This is a genomic window from Corynebacterium aurimucosum ATCC 700975 (assembly GCF_000022905.1).
GTDB lineage: Bacteria > Actinomycetota > Actinomycetes > Mycobacteriales > Mycobacteriaceae > Corynebacterium > Corynebacterium aurimucosum_F.
Genome location: NC_012590.1, coordinates 1,150,555 through 1,169,236, shown reverse-complemented (window position 1 = coordinate 1,169,236; position 18,682 = coordinate 1,150,555). Strand labels below are relative to the sequence as shown.

General features: G+C 61.6%; 13 protein-coding genes, 1 tRNA gene and 2 pseudogenes. 7 read left to right on the top strand and 9 right to left on the bottom strand.

Annotated elements, in window-relative coordinates; genetic code table 11:
- Window positions 1–20: 20 nt before the first annotated feature.
- Complete coding sequence (lysA, locus tag CAURI_RS05500) at window positions 21–1,358, bottom strand: diaminopimelate decarboxylase (protein ID WP_010187118.1); 1,338 nt, start codon at window positions 1,356–1,358, stop codon at window positions 21–23.
- A gap of 12 nt (window positions 1,359–1,370) precedes the next feature.
- Entirely contained in the window at window positions 1,371–3,032 is a 1,662-nt protein-coding gene (gene argS / locus CAURI_RS05495) for an arginine--tRNA ligase (RefSeq protein ID WP_010187121.1), read from the bottom strand.
- Window positions 3,033–3,268: 236 nt separating this feature from the next.
- On the opposite strand from argS, the gene CAURI_RS05490 reads away from it, so the two are divergent.
- Window positions 3,269–4,921 (top strand): L-lactate permease, encoded by a 1,653-nt coding sequence (locus CAURI_RS05490; RefSeq protein WP_012714988.1) that lies wholly within the window; start codon window positions 3,269–3,271, stop codon window positions 4,919–4,921.
- A 123-nt stretch (window positions 4,922–5,044) separates the two neighbouring features.
- Here CAURI_RS05490 and CAURI_RS13590 read toward each other — a convergent pair.
- Window positions 5,045–6,573, bottom strand: a pseudogene (locus CAURI_RS13590) (IS1634 family transposase).
- Between the two features lie 133 nt (window positions 6,574–6,706).
- Between CAURI_RS13590 and CAURI_RS05475 the strand changes: the two are divergent.
- The 6 genes and pseudogenes from CAURI_RS05475 to CAURI_RS05450 form a co-directional block, all read left to right on the top strand.
- Window positions 6,707–7,477: pseudogene (locus CAURI_RS05475) on the top strand (L-lactate permease); the annotation flags it as partial.
- 313 nt (window positions 7,478–7,790) lie between these two features.
- Window positions 7,791–8,576, top strand: coding sequence for a (Fe-S)-binding protein (locus CAURI_RS05470; protein ID WP_010187137.1), 786 nt, complete (start codon window positions 7,791–7,793; stop codon window positions 8,574–8,576).
- Entirely contained in the window at window positions 8,576–10,081 is a 1,506-nt protein-coding gene (locus CAURI_RS05465; RefSeq protein ID WP_010187139.1) for a LutB/LldF family L-lactate oxidation iron-sulfur protein, read from the top strand. Before CAURI_RS05470 ends, CAURI_RS05465 begins: the two co-directional genes overlap by 1 nt.
- Window positions 10,078–10,707, top strand: coding sequence for a LutC/YkgG family protein (locus CAURI_RS05460; RefSeq protein WP_010187140.1), 630 nt, complete (start codon window positions 10,078–10,080; stop codon window positions 10,705–10,707). The genes CAURI_RS05465 and CAURI_RS05460 overlap by 4 nt, the downstream gene beginning before the upstream one ends.
- Before the next feature lie 104 nt (window positions 10,708–10,811).
- A complete protein-coding gene (locus CAURI_RS05455; protein ID WP_010187142.1) occupies window positions 10,812–12,407 on the top strand; it encodes an alpha/beta fold hydrolase in 1,596 nt (531 codons plus the stop codon).
- Window positions 12,408–12,545: 138 nt separating this feature from the next.
- Window positions 12,546–12,619: transfer RNA gene (locus tag CAURI_RS05450), tRNA-Arg, on the top strand.
- A gap of 202 nt (window positions 12,620–12,821) precedes the next feature.
- On the opposite strand, the gene CAURI_RS05445 is transcribed toward CAURI_RS05450, so the two are convergent.
- From CAURI_RS05445 to CAURI_RS05420, 6 genes are all read right to left on the bottom strand, one after another.
- Entirely contained in the window at window positions 12,822–13,262 is a 441-nt protein-coding gene (locus CAURI_RS05445) for a hypothetical protein (RefSeq protein ID WP_010187144.1), read from the bottom strand.
- A gap of 386 nt (window positions 13,263–13,648) precedes the next feature.
- Window positions 13,649–13,858 (bottom strand): hypothetical protein, encoded by a 210-nt coding sequence (locus tag CAURI_RS05440; protein ID WP_010187146.1) that lies wholly within the window; start codon window positions 13,856–13,858, stop codon window positions 13,649–13,651.
- A gap of 180 nt (window positions 13,859–14,038) precedes the next feature.
- Complete coding sequence (locus tag CAURI_RS05435; protein WP_010187148.1) at window positions 14,039–14,332, bottom strand: hypothetical protein; 294 nt, start codon at window positions 14,330–14,332, stop codon at window positions 14,039–14,041.
- Between the two features lie 65 nt (window positions 14,333–14,397).
- Window positions 14,398–14,907, bottom strand: a complete 510-nt coding sequence (locus tag CAURI_RS05430) for a MarR family winged helix-turn-helix transcriptional regulator (protein ID WP_010187150.1) — start codon at window positions 14,905–14,907, stop codon at window positions 14,398–14,400.
- A gap of 24 nt (window positions 14,908–14,931) precedes the next feature.
- Window positions 14,932–17,517: an AAA family ATPase gene (locus tag CAURI_RS05425; RefSeq protein ID WP_010187152.1), complete on the bottom strand. Its 2,586-nt coding sequence runs from the start codon at window positions 17,515–17,517 to the stop codon at window positions 14,932–14,934.
- Between the two features lie 3 nt (window positions 17,518–17,520).
- Window positions 17,521–18,645, bottom strand: a complete 1,125-nt coding sequence (locus CAURI_RS05420; protein WP_010187154.1) for a metallophosphoesterase family protein — start codon at window positions 18,643–18,645, stop codon at window positions 17,521–17,523.
- Window positions 18,646–18,682 lie beyond the last annotated feature (37 nt).

Genomic DNA, 18,682 nt, shown 5'->3' with positions numbered 1-18,682 from the left:
TGAGCTGTGGCAACGCCGCGCTAGTCGACGTCCAACGCCAGCAAGTCCTCCATCGTTTCCCGGCGCAGCATGAGCGAGGCTTTGCCGTCACGCACGGAAACTACCGCCGGGCGCAAAGCGCCGTTATAGCGCGAGGCCATCATGTACTGGTAGGCGCCGGTGGTGGCGAAAGCGAGGAGATCACCGGTAGTGATATCCGAGGGGAAACGGCGCTCGTTGACCAGAATGTCACCGGACTCGCAGTGGAAGCCCACGATGCGCGAATCCACCGGCTCGCCCTGGGTGCGGCGGTTGACCACGCGCACGTCGTACTCCGAGCCATAGAGCGCCGGCCGGATGTTATCGGACATACCGCCGTCTACGGAGAGGTAGCGGCGCATCGGCAGATCCGCCTTGCCGGTCTCCACGTCCTTGACCGTGCCCACGCGGTAGACGGTGACCGCGGAGGCACCCACCAGCGAGCGGCCGGGCTCCACCAACACGAAAGGCGGCTTGATGCCAAGCTCAGTAGCGGTGCGCTCCACGGCGTCGAGCAGGTCCTTGGCCAGCGTGGCGACGTCGAGGGCTTCCTCGTATTCCATGTAGGGAATGCCGAAGCCGCCGCCCAAGTCCAGCTCCTCGAGGGCAACGCCGAGCTCGGAGTGGATGCGCTTGTACAGGCTCAGCACGCGCTCGGCTGCCAGCTTGAAGCCATCGGCGTTAAACACTGAGGAGCCCACGTGGCAGTGCAAGCCCACGAGCTTAAGGTTCGCGGATTCCAGCACCGTGCGAGCGACCTCGAAGGCGGCGCCGGTGGACAGGGAAATGCCGAACTTTTGATCCTCGTGAGCCGTGGCGATGAACTCGTGCGTATGGGCATCCACGCCAGGCTTCACGCGAATCATCACCGGCTGCACACGGCCGGCGGCCGCAGCGATGCTGTTGAGGCGCGAGAGCTCCTCCGCGTTATCCAGCACCACATGGCCAATCCCCTCGTTAACGCACAGCTCGAGATACTCGTCTTCCTTGTTATTGCCATGCGCGGTCATGCGCTCGGGCGGGAAGTCCGCGGCGAGCGCCAGCTTGGCCTCATTGAGGGAGGCCACGTCGAGGCACAAGCCCTCCTCATCTACCCAGCGCACGATGCGCTTGGTAATGAAAGCCTTGGAGGCATAGTGCACGTGATCAGGGCCGCCGAAGGCCTGGGCCATGTCCCGGCAGCGCGAGCGGAAGTCCTGCTCATCGAAAACATAGAGCGGGGTGCCGTATTCTTCGGCCAGCTCGGTCAGGGAAACACCGCCGATCGAGACCACGCCATCGGATCCGCGAGCGGCGTTGCGCGGCCACACGTGGGCCGGAAGAGAATTGAAATCAGTCATCGATACCTTGTCTTACATCTTCTCCGGTGCACTAACCCCGACCGTGGTCAAGGCATTGGACATGACCTGGCGGGTGGCGCTGGCCAGGGCGAGGCGCGCGGAGTGAATCGGCTCGGTCTCTTCACCAGCCTTTGGCAGCACTTGGCACTGGTCATAGAAGCGGTGGAACACGGCGGCAAGCTCCTCGGCATAGCGCGCGATGCGGTGCGGTTCGCGCAGCGTGGCGGCGGTGGCCACAACCTCCGGGAACTCGCCCAGGGTGCGGATGAGATCGCCCTCCTTGTCGTGGGTGAGGAGGTCGAGGGGGGCGTCGGCAAGCGCGGCGGTATCGAAGCCCAGCTCTGCTGCCTTGCGCAGGATGGAGCAGATACGGGCGTGGCCGTACTGCACGTAGTAGACCGGGTTATCAGCCGACTGGGAGGCCCACAGGCCCAAGTCGATGTCCAGGCTGGAGTCCACAGAGGAGCGCACCAGCGAGTAGCGCGCCCCGTCCACACCGATGGCCTCGACGAGGTCATCCAAGGTGATAACGGTACCCGCGCGCTTGGACATCTTGACCGCCTTACCGTCGCGGACCAGGTTCACCATCTGGCCGATGAGCACCTCGACGGCGTCCGGGTCATAGCCCAAAGCCTGGGCCGAGGCACGCAAGCGGGCGATGTAGCCGTGGTGGTCCGCGCCCAGCATATAGATGGCCAGGTCGTGGCCGCGGTCAAACTTATCGGCCACGTAGGCGATATCGCCGGCGATGTAGGCGGCGTTGCCATCGGATTTGATGACCACGCGGTCCTTGTCATCGCCGTACTCGGTGGACTTCAGCCACCATGCACCCTCGGCTTCGTAGAGCTTGCCGTTGTCCTTGAGCTTCTGGATGGACTTCTCCACCGCGCCGGACTCGAAGAGGGAATTCTCGTGGAAGTAGACGTCGAAGTCCACGCCAAACTCGTGGAGGGACTCCTTGATCTGGGCAAACATCATCTCCACGCCCGCCGAGCGGAAGGCCTCCTGGACCTCAGCATCGCTGCCATCGAGGGCGCCCGGGTTCTGCTCGAGCACGCCCTGTGCGATCTCCTTGATGTAACCACCGCCATAGCCGTCCTCCGGGGTGGGCTCGCCCTTGGCGGCAGCCACGAGGGAACGAGCGAAGCGGTCGATCTGTCCGCCGTGATCGTTGAAGTAATACTCGCGGGTCACTTCCGCGCCAGAGGCTTCGAGCACGCGGCCCAGCGAGTCACCCACGGCGGCCCAGCGGGTGCCACCCAGGTGAATCGGGCCAGTCGGGTTCGCGGAGACGAACTCGAGGTTGATCTTCTTGCCCTGGTAAGTGGTGTTGCTGCCGAAGTCTGCGCCGGCATTGAGTACCTGGGCCACGATGGCGCCCTGCGCCGCGGCAGCGAGGCGAATATTAAGGAATCCCGGGCCCGCAATGGAGGCCTCATCGATGGCGTCGTTGCCGGCGAGGGCATCCGCCAACCACTGCGCCAGCTCGCGGGGCTGGGCGCCGGCCTTCTTGGCCACCTGGAGGGCCAGGTTGGTGGCGTAATCGCCGTGCTCCGGGTTGCGCGGGCGCTCCACGGTCACGGTCTCTGGCAGGACGGAGGCATCCAGCTCATGCTCGGTGAGCACGGCGGCGGCGGTGTTCTTGATCAGGACGGAAAGATCTTCAGGATTCATAGGGCCAAAGTCTATCGTCTCCGCCGCTGGGAGGCGCTATCAGGTCTCAGACGTTAGCAAGGTCACTCACCCCCATCGGGTGAACAATGCAGCACAGCGAAGCACCAAGTTCTACCCTAAAAGGCGTTATCTGAATCGATTCAACCTTTCACCCTCTCGCTCGGCCGAAACATGCGGTGCCGCATCCTAGGGATCTCCACAAAGACGCCAGCGGGAGCCAACTGGAATTGAGCTTTATGTCAACCTTCAACATCACCACCGACGCCATTGCTGGCAACGTCGGGCTCACCGCGCTGGTGTCCACGCTGCCGCTCATCGCGTTCTTCATCATGCTCTTGGGGCTCAAGGCCCGCGCCCACACCTCGGGTGCGGTAGCGCTTCTCGTCGCGGTTCTCATCGCCATTTTTGGCATGGGCATGCCAACCGGTATGGCTTTGTCCTCCGCGATGCGCGGCGGGCTCTTCGGCCTCTTCCCCATCGTCTGGGTGATCATTACTGCCATTTGGTTCTACGAGGTCACCGTGGCTTCTGGCCGCTTCAATGACCTGCGCAAGACCTTTGACCTCTTGGGCGATGGCGATATCCGCATCCAGGCCATCCTCATCGCTTTCTGCTTCGGCGGACTCTTGGAGGCCCTCGCCGGCTTCGGTGCCCCCGTGGCGATCACGGCAACCATGATCCTGGCGCTGGGTGTCAAACCTCTCAAGGCAGCCACCACCGTGCTCATCGCCAACACCGCGCCCGTGGCCTTCGGTGCGGTGGGCATCCCGGTGACCACCGCAGGCTCCGTGGGCGGCCGTACCGCCGAACAGACCGCTGATATCGCCGGACTGATTTCCCTGCAGGTTCTGCTTATCGCCGCCGTCGTGCCTTTCTTTATCCTCTTCATCCTCGACGGCATGCGCGGTGTTAAGGAAGCCGGCCCCGCCGCCGCCGTCATCGGCATTTCCTTCGCCATTGCCCAGTGGGCCGCGGCCACCTTCTTCGCCTACCAGCTCACCAACGTCGTGGCCTGCATCGTCTCCCTCGGCGCCGGCTTTATCTTCCTGCGTGTGTGGAAGCCCAAGGGTGTCGACAGCCTGCGCGAGCGCATGGAACTGCCCGCCCAGGAAGAAGTCACGGACCTCAACGGCAGCCGCATTTGGATGGCCCTGCTGCCCTATGCCGTGGTCACCGCTGTCTTCGCCATCGCCACCGCGTGGCCGGCCATCTTCGGCTTCCTGCAGCTCGACGTTGCCTGGCCGCTTCTCGACGGCACCGTCTTCGACGCCGAAGGCCAAGCCATGGACACCGCGTTCACGTTCAACGTGCTGGGCAACCCAGGAACCCTGCTGCTAATTTCCGGCATCATCGTGGCTGTTATCTACATGTCCTTCAACGAGAACGGCCGCTACAAGCTGGAAGCATCAGCACCGCTGGCTAAGTTCGGCGAGGTTATTTCCCGCATGAAGTTCTCCGCCCTGACCATCATCCTGGTCCTGGCGCTGGCCTACACCATGAACTACTCCGGCCAGACCATCTCCATCGGCCAGTTCGTGGCGTCCGTGGGCGGCATCTTCGCGCTCTTCTCCCCCGTCCTGGGCTGGATCGGCACCGCGGTGACCGGCTCGGATACCTCCGCCAACGCGCTCTTTGCCAACCTCCAGGTCACCGCAGCTGAGCGCATCGGTGTTAACCCGGACCTCATGCTGGCGGCCAATACCTCCGGTGGCGTTGTGGGCAAGATGATCTCCCCGCAGTCGCTGGCCATCGCCGCCACCGCCGTCCAGATGGAGGGCGAGGAATCCCGCATCTTCAAGGCCGTCGTGGGTTACTCCGTAGCTTTCCTCGCCGTCGTGTGCGTCATCGTCTTCCTCATGAGCAACGTGCTGGGCTTCCTGGTTCCTTAAGTTCTCAACCCTCAGCGCCATCTACCCCCAGAATCGGGCACTTTGCTCGCCACGTCTGGGGGTTTTCGCGTGCCCACGTTTTGTAACCGCTTCATCTCTGCACGTAACCTGACTTAGGCCAATTTAGTGCGGAAGTTCGCGGCCGGTGATTGCTTGGATGGTGGCGGTGAGGTCGGGCGGGAGTGGTACGGCGGCGTGAATGGTTTCGCCGCCAACGACGAGTTGAAAGCTGCGGTATTTCTTGAGTGTTCTCACGAGGCGTTTGATGGATTGACCACTGCGGGTCTCCATCAGGTGGGCCACGGCTAGTGCTGCCATCACAATATGGAGATGTGCAGTGATCGAGTCTTGTTTCCTGGCGTAGATTGGGCGTGCTTTCAGGTCTGATTTCGACATCCGAAACGACTTTTCAATGTTGAACAGCCTGCGGTAATGCCCGATAACCTCACTAGCGGGGAGAGCGGTCAGGTCGGTTTCATAGCCTTTAATTCCGGCTAGGGCTCGGTGTTTGGCAGCAAGAGCGTAGTTGACCTTCTTGTTTGGGGCGGAAAGATCGATATAGCGGTTGCGCTTGATTGCGATATCGCCGTCAACAGCGCGTTTGGCTTTTGCGACTTGCTCTTTGATTCCGCGCAGGCTGCGCCTAGCCCGATCATGGGAGTACTGGAAGTGGGTCACCGTATTCGGGGTTGTGTGTTTGCGCCCATCGCTTGCCGAGGCTTGTGTCCAGATCTGGCCGTGGGTGTAGTCGTCACCGGGGTTTTCCCGCCGCCAGGTTTCGATCACCTCAGGCACGGTGGGGGTTTTCACCGACAAGATGTAGTGCAGCCCTGCATCTATCAATGCTTGTTTGTTCGCTGCGGAGAACATGCCTGCATCAGCAACGACGGTGACTTCATCGAGTTGGTAGGCCTCTTGGAACCGTGTGATCATCGGTAGCATCGTGTGGGTTTCTGCCGAGTTTCCGGCAAACGCTCCAACATGTAGTGGAAAACCAGTGGCATCAGTAAGCAGCCCGACAAGGATTTGTGGCTCGAGGCGGCGCTCTTTGGAAAAACCAGGTTTGCGAAGCTCATCAGGAGTATCGGTTTCAAAGTACAAGGTGGTCACGTCGTACAAGATGAATGCGCCTGGCCCGATACCTGCATGATGGGCCAACGCTTGGGTTAGTATCTCCCCGAACGATTCGGTAGCGAAGGAGGAAAGACGCCTCTGGATGGTGCGGTAGCTGCGCTGGTGATGCCAACCTCGGCAAGAGTCTCGATGGAATCCAGCTTTGAGCCGGGATTGATAATCCGGGCACGCACCAGATCCCGAAACACCTGATCATCACCGCTTGCTACAGCAAGACCTAACTCGTTGAAACACGCATCAATACAGTCCAGCAAGTATCCGGCCCGCTGACCGACTACCGGCAGCGGGTGGCAAACGCTGCCCGTTGCCGGTGGGATGTGTTCTACCTCGCCGAAGTCCAATGCGAGTTGGTCACCATCGACGATGCGTTGAGCTTCAGCCCGCAAAAGCGCAAGCTCAGACTCTGAATGCGCTGAGCCGATATGCTTCATCCTTTTGGCACCTTTGCGTTCAGAGAACACCACCTGCACCGCCATCGCCCCAGAAGCGGTCTTGACAGTGCGAATATAAGGACTCACAAAAATCAGACTACTGAACACCCCCGGCACTACCCACTTAGTGCGGAAAAATTCCTCCCCACCGACGAAAACCAACAGGTAACAGTGTCAAGAGTGACGTTACTCACCCACCCATGACCTAAGTCAGGAAGTCACGGACCTCAACGGCAGCCGCATTTGGATGGCCCTGCTGCCCTATGCCGTGGTCACCGCTGTCTTCGCCATCGCCACCGCGTGGCCGGCCATCTTCGGCTTCCTGCAGCTCGACGTTGCCTGGCCGCTTCTCGACGGCACCGTCTTCGACGCCGAAGGCCAAGCCATGGACACCGCGTTCACGTTCAACGTGCTGGGCAACCCAGGAACCCTGCTGCTAATTTCCGGCATCATCGTGGCTGTTATCTACATGTCCTTCAACGAGAACGGCCGCTACAAGCTGGAAGCATCAGCACCGCTGGCTAAGTTCGGCGAGGTTATTTCCCGCATGAAGTTCTCCGCCCTGACCATCATCCTGGTCCTGGCGCTGGCCTACACCATGAACTACTCCGGCCAGACCATCTCCATCGGCCAGTTCGTGGCGTCCGTGGGCGGCATCTTCGCGCTCTTCTCCCCCGTCCTGGGCTGGATCGGCACCGCGGTGACCGGCTCGGATACCTCCGCCAACGCGCTCTTTGCCAACCTCCAGGTCACCGCAGCTGAGCGCATCGGTGTTAACCCGGACCTCATGCTGGCGGCCAATACCTCCGGTGGCGTTGTGGGCAAGATGATCTCCCCGCAGTCGCTGGCCATCGCCGCCACCGCCGTCCAGATGGAGGGCGAGGAATCCCGCATCTTCAAGGCCGTCGTGGGTTACTCCGTAGCTTTCCTCGCCGTCGTGTGCGTCATCGTCTTCCTCATGAGCAACGTGCTGGGCTTCCTGGTTCCTTAAGTTCTCAACCCTCAGCGCCATCTACCCCCAGAATCGGGCACTTTGCTCGCCACGTCTGGGGGTTTTCGCGTGCCCACGTTTTGTAACCGCTTCATCTCTGCACGTAAGGAATTTCACAACATTAGTGTTGCGATAAAACGCCAGGTAAGAGGGCTAATCCCGTCTCGATAATGTGAGTTTTGGGCGGTAGGCTCAAAGATACAAACTCGAAAAATGCCCACTGCGACTGTCCTGATAGCCCGCATCCGAGTACAACATCGCTGTGCCAAGCACAGGACAAGCCGCAAAGAGGCAGACTAAGGAGCACACGCGAATGCGAATAGCATTATTTTCCACTTGCATCGGTGATTCACTCTTCCCCGATGCCCATAAGGCCACGGCCCTCATTCTCTCTCGCTTGGGCTACGACGTCGTTTTCCCAGAAGAGCAAACCTGCTGCGGCCAGATGCACATCAACACCGGCTACCAGGAGCAGACCTTGGGCATGATCCGCACCTACGCGGACGCCTTTGCCGACCCCTCCATCGACTACGTGGTCTCCGCCTCCGGCTCCTGCGTGGGCGCCGTGCGCGAGCAGCACGAGATGATCGCTGATCGTTTCGGTACCTCCGCCGATGTGGACGGCGCCAAGAAGGCAGCCGGCAAGACTTTGGATCTGCCGGAGTTTCTTGTCGACGTCGCCGGGGTCACCAACGTCGGCGCCTTCTTCCCGCACCGCGTGACCTACCACCCCTCCTGCCACGGCCTGCGCTTTCTCAAGTTGGGTGACCGCCCGTACCAGCTCCTTAAGGAGGTCGAAGGAATCGACCTCGCCCCGCTGCCTAATGCGGAAGAGTGCTGTGGTTTCGGTGGCACCTTCGCCCTTAAGAATGCCGAGGTTTCCGCAGCGATGGTTGGTGACAAGACCCGCCACATCCGCGAAACCGAGGCCGAGTACGTCACCGGCGGTGACTCCTCCTGCCTGATGAACATCGGTGGCGCTCTGGCTCGCCAGCGCTCCGGTGTTCGCGCTATCCACTTGGCGGAAATCCTCGCCTCCACCAAGGAACACCCGTGGACTCCTACCTCTGCGGCCTACTCCAAGGAGAAGATGCTCTAATGACTTCCTTCCTCGACACCACTCCTCCGCGCGCTCCTGAAGGCTACGGCAACCTGCGCGGCTCGAAGGCCTTCGTGCCGCTGGCTCACGTGGGTCTCAACAACGCCACCCAGCGCCGCAACCTGCACCACGCCACCACCACGATTCGTGACAAGCGCCAGCACGCCGTTGATGAAACACCGGACTGGGAGCAGCTTCGCGACGCCGGCTCTGCACTCAAGGATGACGTCGCCGTTCGCATGGGCGAACTGCTGCTCCAATTCGAAGAGCAGGTGACCAAGCGCGGAGGCATCGTCCACTGGGCACGCGACGCCAAGGAAGCCAACGAGATCATCGAGGGGCTTATCCGCGAAACCGGTGAGACCGACGTGGTCAAGATTAAGTCCATGGCTACCCAGGAAATCGCTCTCAACGAGCACCTGGAAGAGGCCGGCATCCACGCCCAGGAAACTGACCTGGCGGAGCTCATCGTCCAGCTGGGTGAGGACAAGCCTTCCCATATTCTGGTCCCGGCTATTCACCGCAACCGCGCGGAGATCCGTGACATCTTTGTCAACGAGATGCCGAATACGGATGACTCCCTCAAGGCCGAGCCGGCGGAGCTGGCCGAAGCATCCCGCCAGTTCCTGCGCGAGCAGTTCATGAAGGCTAAGGTCGCCATCTCCGGCGCTAACTTCGGTGTGGCAGAAACAGGCACCATCAACATCGTGGAGTCCGAGGGCAATGGCCGCATGTGTCTGACCTTGCCGGAGACCCTCATTACCGTGATGGGTATTGAGAAGCTGGTTCCCACCTTCCAGGACCTCGAGGTCTTCCTGCAGCTGCTGCCGCGCTCCTCCACCGCCGAGCGCATGAACCCGTACACCTCGATGTGGTCTGGTGTTACCGAAGGCGACGGCCCGCAGAACTTCCACATCGTGCTGTTGGATAACGGCCGTACCGCTGCGCTGTCCTCCCCCAAGGGCCACGAAGCACTCAAGTGCATTCGCTGCTCGGCCTGCCTGAACGTCTGCCCGGTCTACGAGCGCGCCGGCGGCCACGCTTATGGCTCGGTCTACCCTGGCCCGATTGGCATTTCGCTGACGCCGCAGCTGACAGGTATGAAGGACCACAATGATCCGTCGGCAAGCTTGCCCTATGCCTGCTCCCTGTGCGGCCGCTGCGACGAGGTATGCCCAGTGCGCATTCCTCTCTCCCAGGTCATTCTGGAAAACCGCTATCAGAAGGTCACTAACGCCACCCCGCCTGTCGAAGAGAAGCTCTTCCAGGTAGTTGAGTTGGTGTGGAAGAATCCGAAGATTTGGAACCAGATCACCCACATGGTGGCACTCGGCCGTGTCCTCGGTGGTTTCAACGGGGTCATCGACAAGCTGCCGCTGTTCATGTCTGGTTGGTCCGAGGTGCGCGATACTGCCGTTCCGCCGAAGAAGTCCTTCCGCCAATGGTTCGACACTGACGAAGCTCAAGAACTCCTCGCCCAAGCCAAGAAGGAGGGCATCAAGTGACCACCGCCAAAGAGGAAATCCTCAACCGCATTTCAGCCGCCCAGAAGCAGGCCGGCCTGCCGGACCACGTAGACATTCCGCGCGAGTACCAGAAGGAAGGCACGCTCAACGAAGAGGAGCTGCGGGACATGCTGGTGGACCGCCTCGAGGACTACAAGGCTGATGTGCACGTCACCGATGAGTCTGGGTTGAACTCCACCCTCGTGGGCATCCTGAAGGAGCGCGGCTGCTCGAACGTCGTCTACGCACCCGGCATGGACGCTGGGCTTCTGGACGGCTTCGAGGGAACCATCACCCCTGATGACAACGCCAAGGACCCGCGCGAGCTCGACGCTGTCGATGCCGTGGTGACCGAATCCCACGTCACCTCCGCGCAGACCGGCACCATCGTGCTCGAGTCCAATGAGACCTGTGGCCGCCGTGCGTTGACCCTGGTACCGGACCGTCACGTCTGCATCGTGCGCAAGGACCAGATTGTCTACGGTGTCCCGGAGATGGTCTCCCGAATGAACCCTGAGCGCCCGGCAACGTGGATCTCGGGTCCTTCCGCGACCTCGGATATCGAGCTCTCCCGCGTGGAGGGTGTCCACGGCCCACGTGATCTCATTGTGGTGATTGTTAAGTAGTGAGGCGTTCGGGGGCACCCGCCCTCTGTATACGCTCGGCTCACATCACCCCTGGCGCATAGGATAAGGCCCGTACCAATTAACGATTTGAGGAGCCTTATTCTATGCGTCTTTCTCGCGTTTTAGGCTCGGTGCTGGGACCCGTAGCTGTTGCTGCCGGCCTGGTTGCCGCGCCCGCTGTCGCCCACGCAGACCAGCCCACCATCAAGTGGGGCCCGTGCCCGGAGGGGGTCACAGAGGAGCGCGCCGAGTGCGGGCACGTTACGGCTCCGACCTATCACGATGCGCCGGAAAAGGGCACCATCGACGTCGGACTCATTCGCCTCAAGGCCACCGGAAACCGTCAGGGCACCCTGTTTACCAACCCGGGTGGCCCGGGCGGCGACGCGTATGGCTGGGTGAGTAGCGCAGCGTGGCCGGAGGAAATCAAGCAGGGCTACGACATCATTGGTGTGCAGCCGCGAGGTTTGCGCGAGTCCGGAGAAGTGAACTGCACGTCCAGCGAAGTGGGCGGAAACCCGCTGGCGCAGCTGACGAAGATCGGCGCAATTACCCGCGATGACTGCGAAAAGAACACCCCGGGTTACACCGATTCCCTGACCACGGAGAACACTGCTAAGGACTGGGAAGTTGTGCGCCAGGCGCTCGGCGAGGAGAAGATCAACATCGCCGGTCTCTCCTACGGCACCTTCTTGGGCTCCACCTATGCCACGCTTTACCCGCAGCACACCGACAAGGTTGTGCTGGACTCCGGAATGAATCCGAACATGGCCTGGAACCAGATCTTCGCCTCCCAGCAGGCAGGCTACGAGAATGCTCTCCATGACTTCTTCGCGTACGTGGCCAAGAATGACGCCACTTACCACGCCGGAAAGACCCCGCTGAAGGCCTACGAGCGCTGGTCCCAGATCGTGGCCAAGGAAGCAGGCGTGCGCCCGACTGTGCTTCCGCCCAACGCCCAGATTGGTGACCTCCCGCCTGGGCTGGAGTTCGCTGGCCAACCCGGCGCCAACGTCATGACGGCCACGGGAGAGCTGCGCGTGCAGGCAGAGCACCTTGCAGGCAAGGTACGCAACCCGCAGGCTGTCCAAGCTTCCTCGCAGACGCTGAGCGCGACCCGTGAGCTTCTCCCCCGCCCCGAGACGTGGGACGCACTGGCCAAGCACATCGGCGGTGTTGAGCCCATAAACTTTGAGGAGCAGGCCGCACAGCAGCCTCAGCAGGACCCGGAAAAGGCACAGCAGCAGCTTGTCAACGCGATGAGCATGCAGAACATCATTATGTGCAATGAGAACACCGCGCCGACGGATCCGACTCTTATTCCGGCGTTCCTCTGGTCGAACTACGTCACGATTGACCCCTTCACGCTGTTTAACTCGATGTACGCCTCCGGCGCTGGTTGCGGTGGCCGCGCGCCGGTCAACACCCCGATTGCCGTCTCCGGTGCAAACCTGCAGACCAAGCCGCTGCAGATTCAGGCCACCGGTGACCCGCAGACCCCGTACGCTTTCTACCGCGGTCTCTCGGATCCGATGCAGTCCCGCGTGGTGACTGTGCACGGCCCGGGTCACGGCCACTTCGCGATGGGCAACAAGGCCGTGGACCAGATTGTGGTTGATTACCTGCGCACCGGTGAGGTCCACACCGCTGATGCCCCAGGCTTCTTTGACCAGCCCCAGACACAGGAGCAGCCAGCCTAGTCCTACAAGCTGCTGAAAGCGACGCGAGAGCGGCTTTCCTAGCCGCTCTCCTCCACCACACCCCCATCGGCGTGAGGCCAATTACTGCGCTTCAGTCTTTATAGGCTAAAATCGCATCGTTGGCATTTCGCCAGCAATGCCCTTGTAGCTCAGCGGATTAGAGCATCGGTTTCCGGTACCGAAGGTCGCAGGTTCGATCCCTGTCAGGGGCACTTTTTCATGCCTAAACCGCCCCGCACTATGCCGCGCCTCGGCCCACCGTTTCAACGACGCCACGTGTGCGGGGCAACCGCGCATATTCTGCATTCCCCCAGACCTGAAACCCGCAACCTGCAGGTGGGCGTCGCCCAGCGCTTGCCGACGCCTCACCACCCAGCCCAGGAGGTTTCGGGATCGAGGTCTGGGGATATGGAACTAGCGCAAGCGCGCCTTAATATCCGCAGCCACTTCCTCCGGATTCTTCGCCGAGGCGAGAAGAGAGCTTCGGCCCTGTTCAATGCGCACAGTCGGCCCAGAAACAATATAGGCTGGAGCACCATCGACAACACGCGGGCCTGCGCCTTCCTTGAGCCCAGTCTCGGGACCGACGCTGGCACCAGTGATATCGCTGAGTGGAATCCTCTTCGCGAATATGCCCAGGATGGAGACCGCAACGTCGTCGTCACTCACGACGATTTTCACCCGCATCAGAATGCAAGCCACAGTTGCGGCGAGCACTAGGGCGCCGAAGAGGATTGCTGCCCACGTGGAGTCAACCATCGTGGGAACCACAGCGGCCACGACGGCAAGGCCAACGATAATTCCCAGCCACAGGAGCGGGCCGTTGAGATAGCGAACGTAGATGCGAGAGTCCATGGAGTTCAGGCTATCGGATGAATACTCCCTTCGCGCTCACCGAGAGCGCGCGGCAGCCGGTTGAGGCCCACGGTGAGCGCGAAGGGCGAAGAAGTGATGACTCGGACGCTAGCGCTCAGTCTCAACACTGCCCTAGTTGCCAAAGATCTGGCCAGATCTGCCGGCGGTTTCAAGTGGTGGTTTTGTCAGCTAGGGCAGTTGCACGGCCTGGGCATGGTTCTACGCATGCGTGAAACCCTTCCCAAACCGCAATGGCTTTCGGCTCCAGGGAACAAGGTTGAGGGGTGCGGCAGGAGAGAAGGACGAAGCCCCAGCAGACAACTCTGCTGGGGCTTGACGTCAAGCTACTCTCCCCCGCTGGGCGGCAGCAAGAGGAGCGAACCAGATTACTGCGTGATGTGCTGGTTGACGATCGGTTGGGTGATGTCTAGGGTGCCGTGCTCGACGTAGTACATGCCGAGCATCATAGCGCCCACCATCACCACGGAAAGAAGCATGGAGGGAATCCACTCAACGAAGACGGAAACCCAGCCATCAGCCTTGTCACGTGCAGCTGCTTCGCGCTGTTCCTGAGCCAAATCGCGCTCGACACTCATGTTTAGTCCTTTCACTTAGCTCCCCTGTGCCAGAGAAGTTTTCACCGAAACCGTCTCTTTTAATGCTTGGGGATGCTCGCCCTTTAACACAGAGTATCTTAGCAGTTTATGCAGAGCCGCCCGTAGTTAAACGCAGATATTTCGGCCGCTATCCGCCTTTAGTTTGACGCCGACTGTGGGCTAGACCCCAGGGTCCTCATTGTTATTGAGTGCTTCGACGAAATCCTCGCGGTCCTGGAACATGCGCTCGATGTCATCCTCCGCGCCAATAATCCACAGCTGCGAGGCATCATCGAAGGTTAGGGCGCCCTCCGGGTGCTGCTCCAGAGCTGCCTCAAGCGCGGTGGCTTGTTCCTCGGTGAGCTCTTCCAGATCCTCAACCGGCCCCACCTGCGCGCTGAGCTCCTTCAAGGGTGTGATGCCGTACGTAGCGTATTGGCGCTGCGGATGCTCAAACAGTTCTTGTCCCATCATGGTGTGGGAAGGTCACCTCCTGGTGAATAAACGGACGGGCCCTACTCTACCCGCGCTAAGCACAGCTAGTCAGCGTGGAGGCCCAGGCGTTCGTCCGGAACGAAGCCGTCGTAGCCCGGAAGATTATTCTCCGACAGGACGCCCTTGCAAAAACGCAGAAGCGCCGGAACATCGTCAGGCTCGAGGTGATCAAACACCATGCGGCGTACCGACTCGACGTGCTCAGGGACTGCCGCCTCCAGGCGTTCCTGGCCGGCTTTCGTCATGACGACTTCAACGCCGCGCGCATCGCCTGCGCACTTTTCTTTGCACACCAAACCCCGCTTCTCCATGCGGGTGATCTGGTGGGAGGCGCGGGAGCGGTCCCAGTCCAGTGCCGAGCACAACTCGCGCAAACGCAGCGTGTGCTCGGGCGCCTCCGAAAGCGAGACGAGGACCGCAAACTCCGCCGCGGAGATATCGCTGCAGGCTAAGAGGGTTTCCTCCATGCCGCGATTAATCTTGCGAATGCTGGCGAGGATGTGTCGCCAGAGGTCCTGTTCGCTTTCGGTGAGCCATCGAGTGTCCGCAGTCATGGCTCACACACTACACTCTGTGACTTAAGCGCTTGTAAGTCTCTCCATATCTAGGTCCATGCGCCCCGGTACCCACGAGTAGCGCTGCGGCATACAGGTCAGCACGATGACCTGAGTGTTTTTCCCGGCCTTGCTGAACAACGCCGCCATAAGCTGAAGGCGTTGCGAGTCGGTAGACCCCAACGCGTCGTCAATGACGACGGGAACCGGTTCGCCGGACACTAGCTGAGCGATGGCAAAGCGTGTCAGGATACTCAGCTGTTCTTTGGCGCCACCGGAGAGCGCGTCGAAGGACACGGTCTCACCGTTACGGCTGCGAGCCTGAACCTTGAGCTCCTCGGAGAGTTCGAAGTCCACGTCACCGCCGAAGACGGTGCGAGCCAAACCATTAAGAGCGGCGACAAAGGGCGCGGCATAGCGCTGACGGGCGGCGTCTCGGTGGCGCAACATGAGCGTGCGCAGGTAGCGCGCAGCATTCGCACGACGCTCGATAGCGGCGTGGCGCTCGCGGGCCACTTCGAGCTCCGCGGCAGCTTTCTCCGCATCCTCAGCCGCACCAGAGTGCATAGTGATAAGTCCGTTGAACTCGCGCATATCCCCAACCGCCGCATTGACCGCTGCGTTCAGCGAATCGACGTGCGTGTGCGCTCCTCGCGCCAACTGCTCCGCGGTGTCGACATCCACGGTGGACATCTCCTCCAAAGCCGCCTTCTCTTTCGCCAGCTCAGTCCGTGCTGCCTCAATTGCTGCGCTCACCTCGGCGTCACTGAGCTGGGCGCGGACGGCCTCCAGGGCTGCGGCCTGAGCATCACGCTGCGCGGTGGCCTCCTCCGCACGGACCATAGCCACCTCCAGTGCCGCGCCAGCCTTGTTCTCGCGGTAGGGTGCCAGGGCGCGGTCGAGCTCGTCTAGCTTTCTGCGCAGCTCCTCTTCTTCCTGCTCCACGATGTCGAGCTCCCGCAGCTTAGCAGCGGAATCAGTAGTCCCGCCATCCACCTCGGTGCCGTCAGCATCGGCCGCACCCGCCTCGAAGCGCGCACGTAACTCACCGAGGTTCTCCCCGCCCAATGCCGCAGCGAGTTCGCGGACCGCGGTATCGGCAGCGGATGCTAGATCCGCGTGCTTTTCGTGGGTGGCACGGGCGGACTCAAGGTCTTCGCATCCGGCGTCTTCCAGCAGACGTGCGAGCTCAGCGCGGGCTTTCTCCACGCCTTCCTCACCGCTATCGCCCGCACCGGCTACATAGCGGGCGGTGATGTCACCAACCTTCAGTGTGGTGCCTTCGCGCAGCTCAACTGCCAGCTCCGTACCGCTCTCCAGCGCACGCTCTTCGCCATCGACGCTAAAGGAGCCCTCGCCGGAAAAATAGAGCTTGGCCGCCGCGGCCGCCCGCAAGCGCTCCTGGACGGTGACCTCGCGTGCAGCGTCCTCCAAGGCCTGAAGGTTCGGCACATCGGGAGTCGCCGCCAACTCACGGCGGCGGGACGCCAAAGTCTCTTCCAGCTTGTTCAGTGTTTCGAGGCGGGTGCCCAGAGCCGCGCGTTCAGCGCGTTGCTGGGCGCGGCGGGCGCGCTGGCGCTCCTCGCGCACGGCCTCATAGCGCTGATGAACCTCGGCGCGCTCCTCCTCTAGTTTCCTGCGGGCGGCGGCTTCTTCCTCGGCCCGCTCGCGGGCTTCCATAACCGCTGCGGTGGCGCGCTCAGCAGCATTAACAGCTGCGGCGTGCTCAGCAACCACAGCTTTACGGCGCTCCGCTTCCGCCTCCGCGCGCGTCACAGCTTCCGCCGCCCGAGTCACCGCAGCCTCCTGCGCGGTGACCTTTTCCTGGGCGGCCCGAGCGGCGAGCAGCTCACCGTCACGGCGCTCGCATTCTTCCGCGGCCGCCGGCAGAGCGGCTTCAGCCTCAGCCTTCTTCAGCTCAGCGGCTTCATAACGCTCCACCACGCCGTCGAGTTCGCGCAGCGCAGCCTCGGCGGCCGCGTGCTTCTCCTCAGCTTCCGCCAGTGCGGCAATGGCGGACTTATAGTCTCCTGCCGGCTTGTCTGTCTTCGCTGTGAAATACTCCTTATACTCCGCCTCGATGCGTGTGAGCAGCTCGGAGTCTTCCGCCGCGGAACTCGCCCCGGTCTCCTCCTCCAACGCTGCGGTCAGGGAAGGAATGCCCACCGCGGCGATGCCTTGGTGGGGGTCGTCCTGGCGGACGAAGAGGGCGTCGAGAAGCGCGCGGTCCACGTGCTCACTAAGGATGCGATCCAGCTCTCCATCCGCCTCGGCACCGGTCCACTGGCCCGGGCGCGGGGAGAAAACGTGCAGCTCCGAAGTGCGCTTCTTCACCCACCGCTTGCGAATGCGGAAGCGATAAGGCCCCACGGTCGCCTCAAGCGTGACCTCAGGACCCACATCGCGGCCGGCAGGCTGCAGCGCCCTCACCGGCTTGGAATTGGCCGTGTGCTTTTCCGTGAGCACGAAATCGATGGCCTCCACCAACGTGGATTTGCCGGCTTCGTTCGGCCCACCAATGACCACCACCCCGGTCTCCGGGAGGTCCTTGACCTCCAAGTGCTCCACACCCCGGACGTTGTTCAGTTCAACAGAATGTAGCTGCATCATGGTTTAGGCTCCCTTCGCGCTGAGGCGGAACAGCAGGTTGGCGGCGTCGCGGGCGGTGGGATTATCTAAGTCCTCGAGCAGCTCCGCCAGCGCATCGGCGGCATAACCACTCAAGCTCAGTTCGCTGAGCTCTTCTTCTGAGGGCGCCAGATGCAGATCCATGGTTCTCTCACGCGGCTTGAGGGAGGCAAAGACCTCCTCCTTCTCCGCCAGGCCCTGCTCCAGACGGGCCTGCGCGCTCAAACCTACGGTGCCGCGCAGGCTGTACTTCACCGCGGTGCGAATCTTCTCCGGAACGGTCTCGAGCTCCGCCAGAAAGGCCTCGACCTCCTCCAGTGAGTCAACGTCCGCATCAATCGCCCGGAAGTCCCAACGGCCAACGCGGTGCTTGACGACGTCCACCTGATCCCCCTCAACGGTCACCACCAAGGCATTGCCCGAATCGCGCTCCCTATCGTCGAAGGCCGTGGTCTCTGGGCTGCCCGAGAACCACACCTTGCCGGAGCGGCCCAAGGATTCGGTGGAGTGCGTATCCCCCAGCGCCAGGTAATCAATAACACCCTTATCCAGGCATTCCTCCACAAAGGCGAGGTCGATCGTATCGGCATCCGAGTCCTCCCCCACGCCCGCGCGGGATTCCACCTGGCCGTGGCCCACCGCGATGCGAACCGCGCCCTTTTCGAGAGGCTGCAGCGGCTCCAGCGCGCGGCGCACGAGGTCATAATTAGCCCGCTTGGACAGGTAAGGGGCACCGACGATTTCCACGCCCAAGCGCACCTCAATCGGTTCCGAATCTGCGATGACGTGCACGTTATCCGCGAAGGAGTTGAAGAAGATGGAATCCGCCACGAGAGGGTCATGGTTGCCGGGCAACAGGTAAACAGGAACCGGTAGGCGCTTGAACATATCCTTCGCGCGCAGCAGCGTGGACTTGCTCAAGGCGTTGTGCTCGAAGACGTCACCGGCCACGACGATGAACTCGGCGCCTGTCTCGGTGGCCAGCTCCCCCAGACGCAGGACCGCTGCTTCGCGGTCATCATCAAAACGCGACTGCGCCGCGGGATTTAAAAACCAGCGGGTCATGCCCAGCTGGAAATCTGAGGTGTGGATGAACGTGACCGCGGCCATGCAAACTCCCTACAACGTGGTCCAGGGCTGGGCGTAT

What these genes read in the sequence shown, in the direction of transcription:
- lysA (WP_010187118.1), bottom strand. Translation starts at nt 1,358, where the DNA reads ATGACTGATTTCAATTCTCTTCCGGCCCACGTGTGGCCGCGCAACGCC.
- argS (WP_010187121.1), bottom strand. Translation starts at nt 3,032, where the DNA reads ATGAATCCTGAAGATCTTTCCGTCCTGATCAAGAACACCGCCGCCGCC.
- CAURI_RS05490 (WP_012714988.1), top strand. Translation starts at nt 3,269, where the DNA reads ATGTCAACCTTCAACATCACCACCGACGCCATTGCTGGCAACGTCGGG.
- CAURI_RS05470 (WP_010187137.1), top strand. Translation starts at nt 7,791, where the DNA reads ATGCGAATAGCATTATTTTCCACTTGCATCGGTGATTCACTCTTCCCC.
- CAURI_RS05465 (WP_010187139.1), top strand. Translation starts at nt 8,576, where the DNA reads ATGACTTCCTTCCTCGACACCACTCCTCCGCGCGCTCCTGAAGGCTAC.
- CAURI_RS05455 (WP_010187142.1), top strand. Translation starts at nt 10,812, where the DNA reads ATGCGTCTTTCTCGCGTTTTAGGCTCGGTGCTGGGACCCGTAGCTGTT.
- CAURI_RS05445 (WP_010187144.1), bottom strand. Translation starts at nt 13,262, where the DNA reads ATGGACTCTCGCATCTACGTTCGCTATCTCAACGGCCCGCTCCTGTGG.
- CAURI_RS05440 (WP_010187146.1), bottom strand. Translation starts at nt 13,858, where the DNA reads ATGAGTGTCGAGCGCGATTTGGCTCAGGAACAGCGCGAAGCAGCTGCA.
- CAURI_RS05435 (WP_010187148.1), bottom strand. Translation starts at nt 14,332, where the DNA reads ATGATGGGACAAGAACTGTTTGAGCATCCGCAGCGCCAATACGCTACG.
- CAURI_RS05430 (WP_010187150.1), bottom strand. Translation starts at nt 14,907, where the DNA reads ATGACTGCGGACACTCGATGGCTCACCGAAAGCGAACAGGACCTCTGG.
- CAURI_RS05425 (WP_010187152.1), bottom strand. Translation starts at nt 17,517, where the DNA reads ATGATGCAGCTACATTCTGTTGAACTGAACAACGTCCGGGGTGTGGAG.
- CAURI_RS05420 (WP_010187154.1), bottom strand. Translation starts at nt 18,645, where the DNA reads ATGGCCGCGGTCACGTTCATCCACACCTCAGATTTCCAGCTGGGCATG.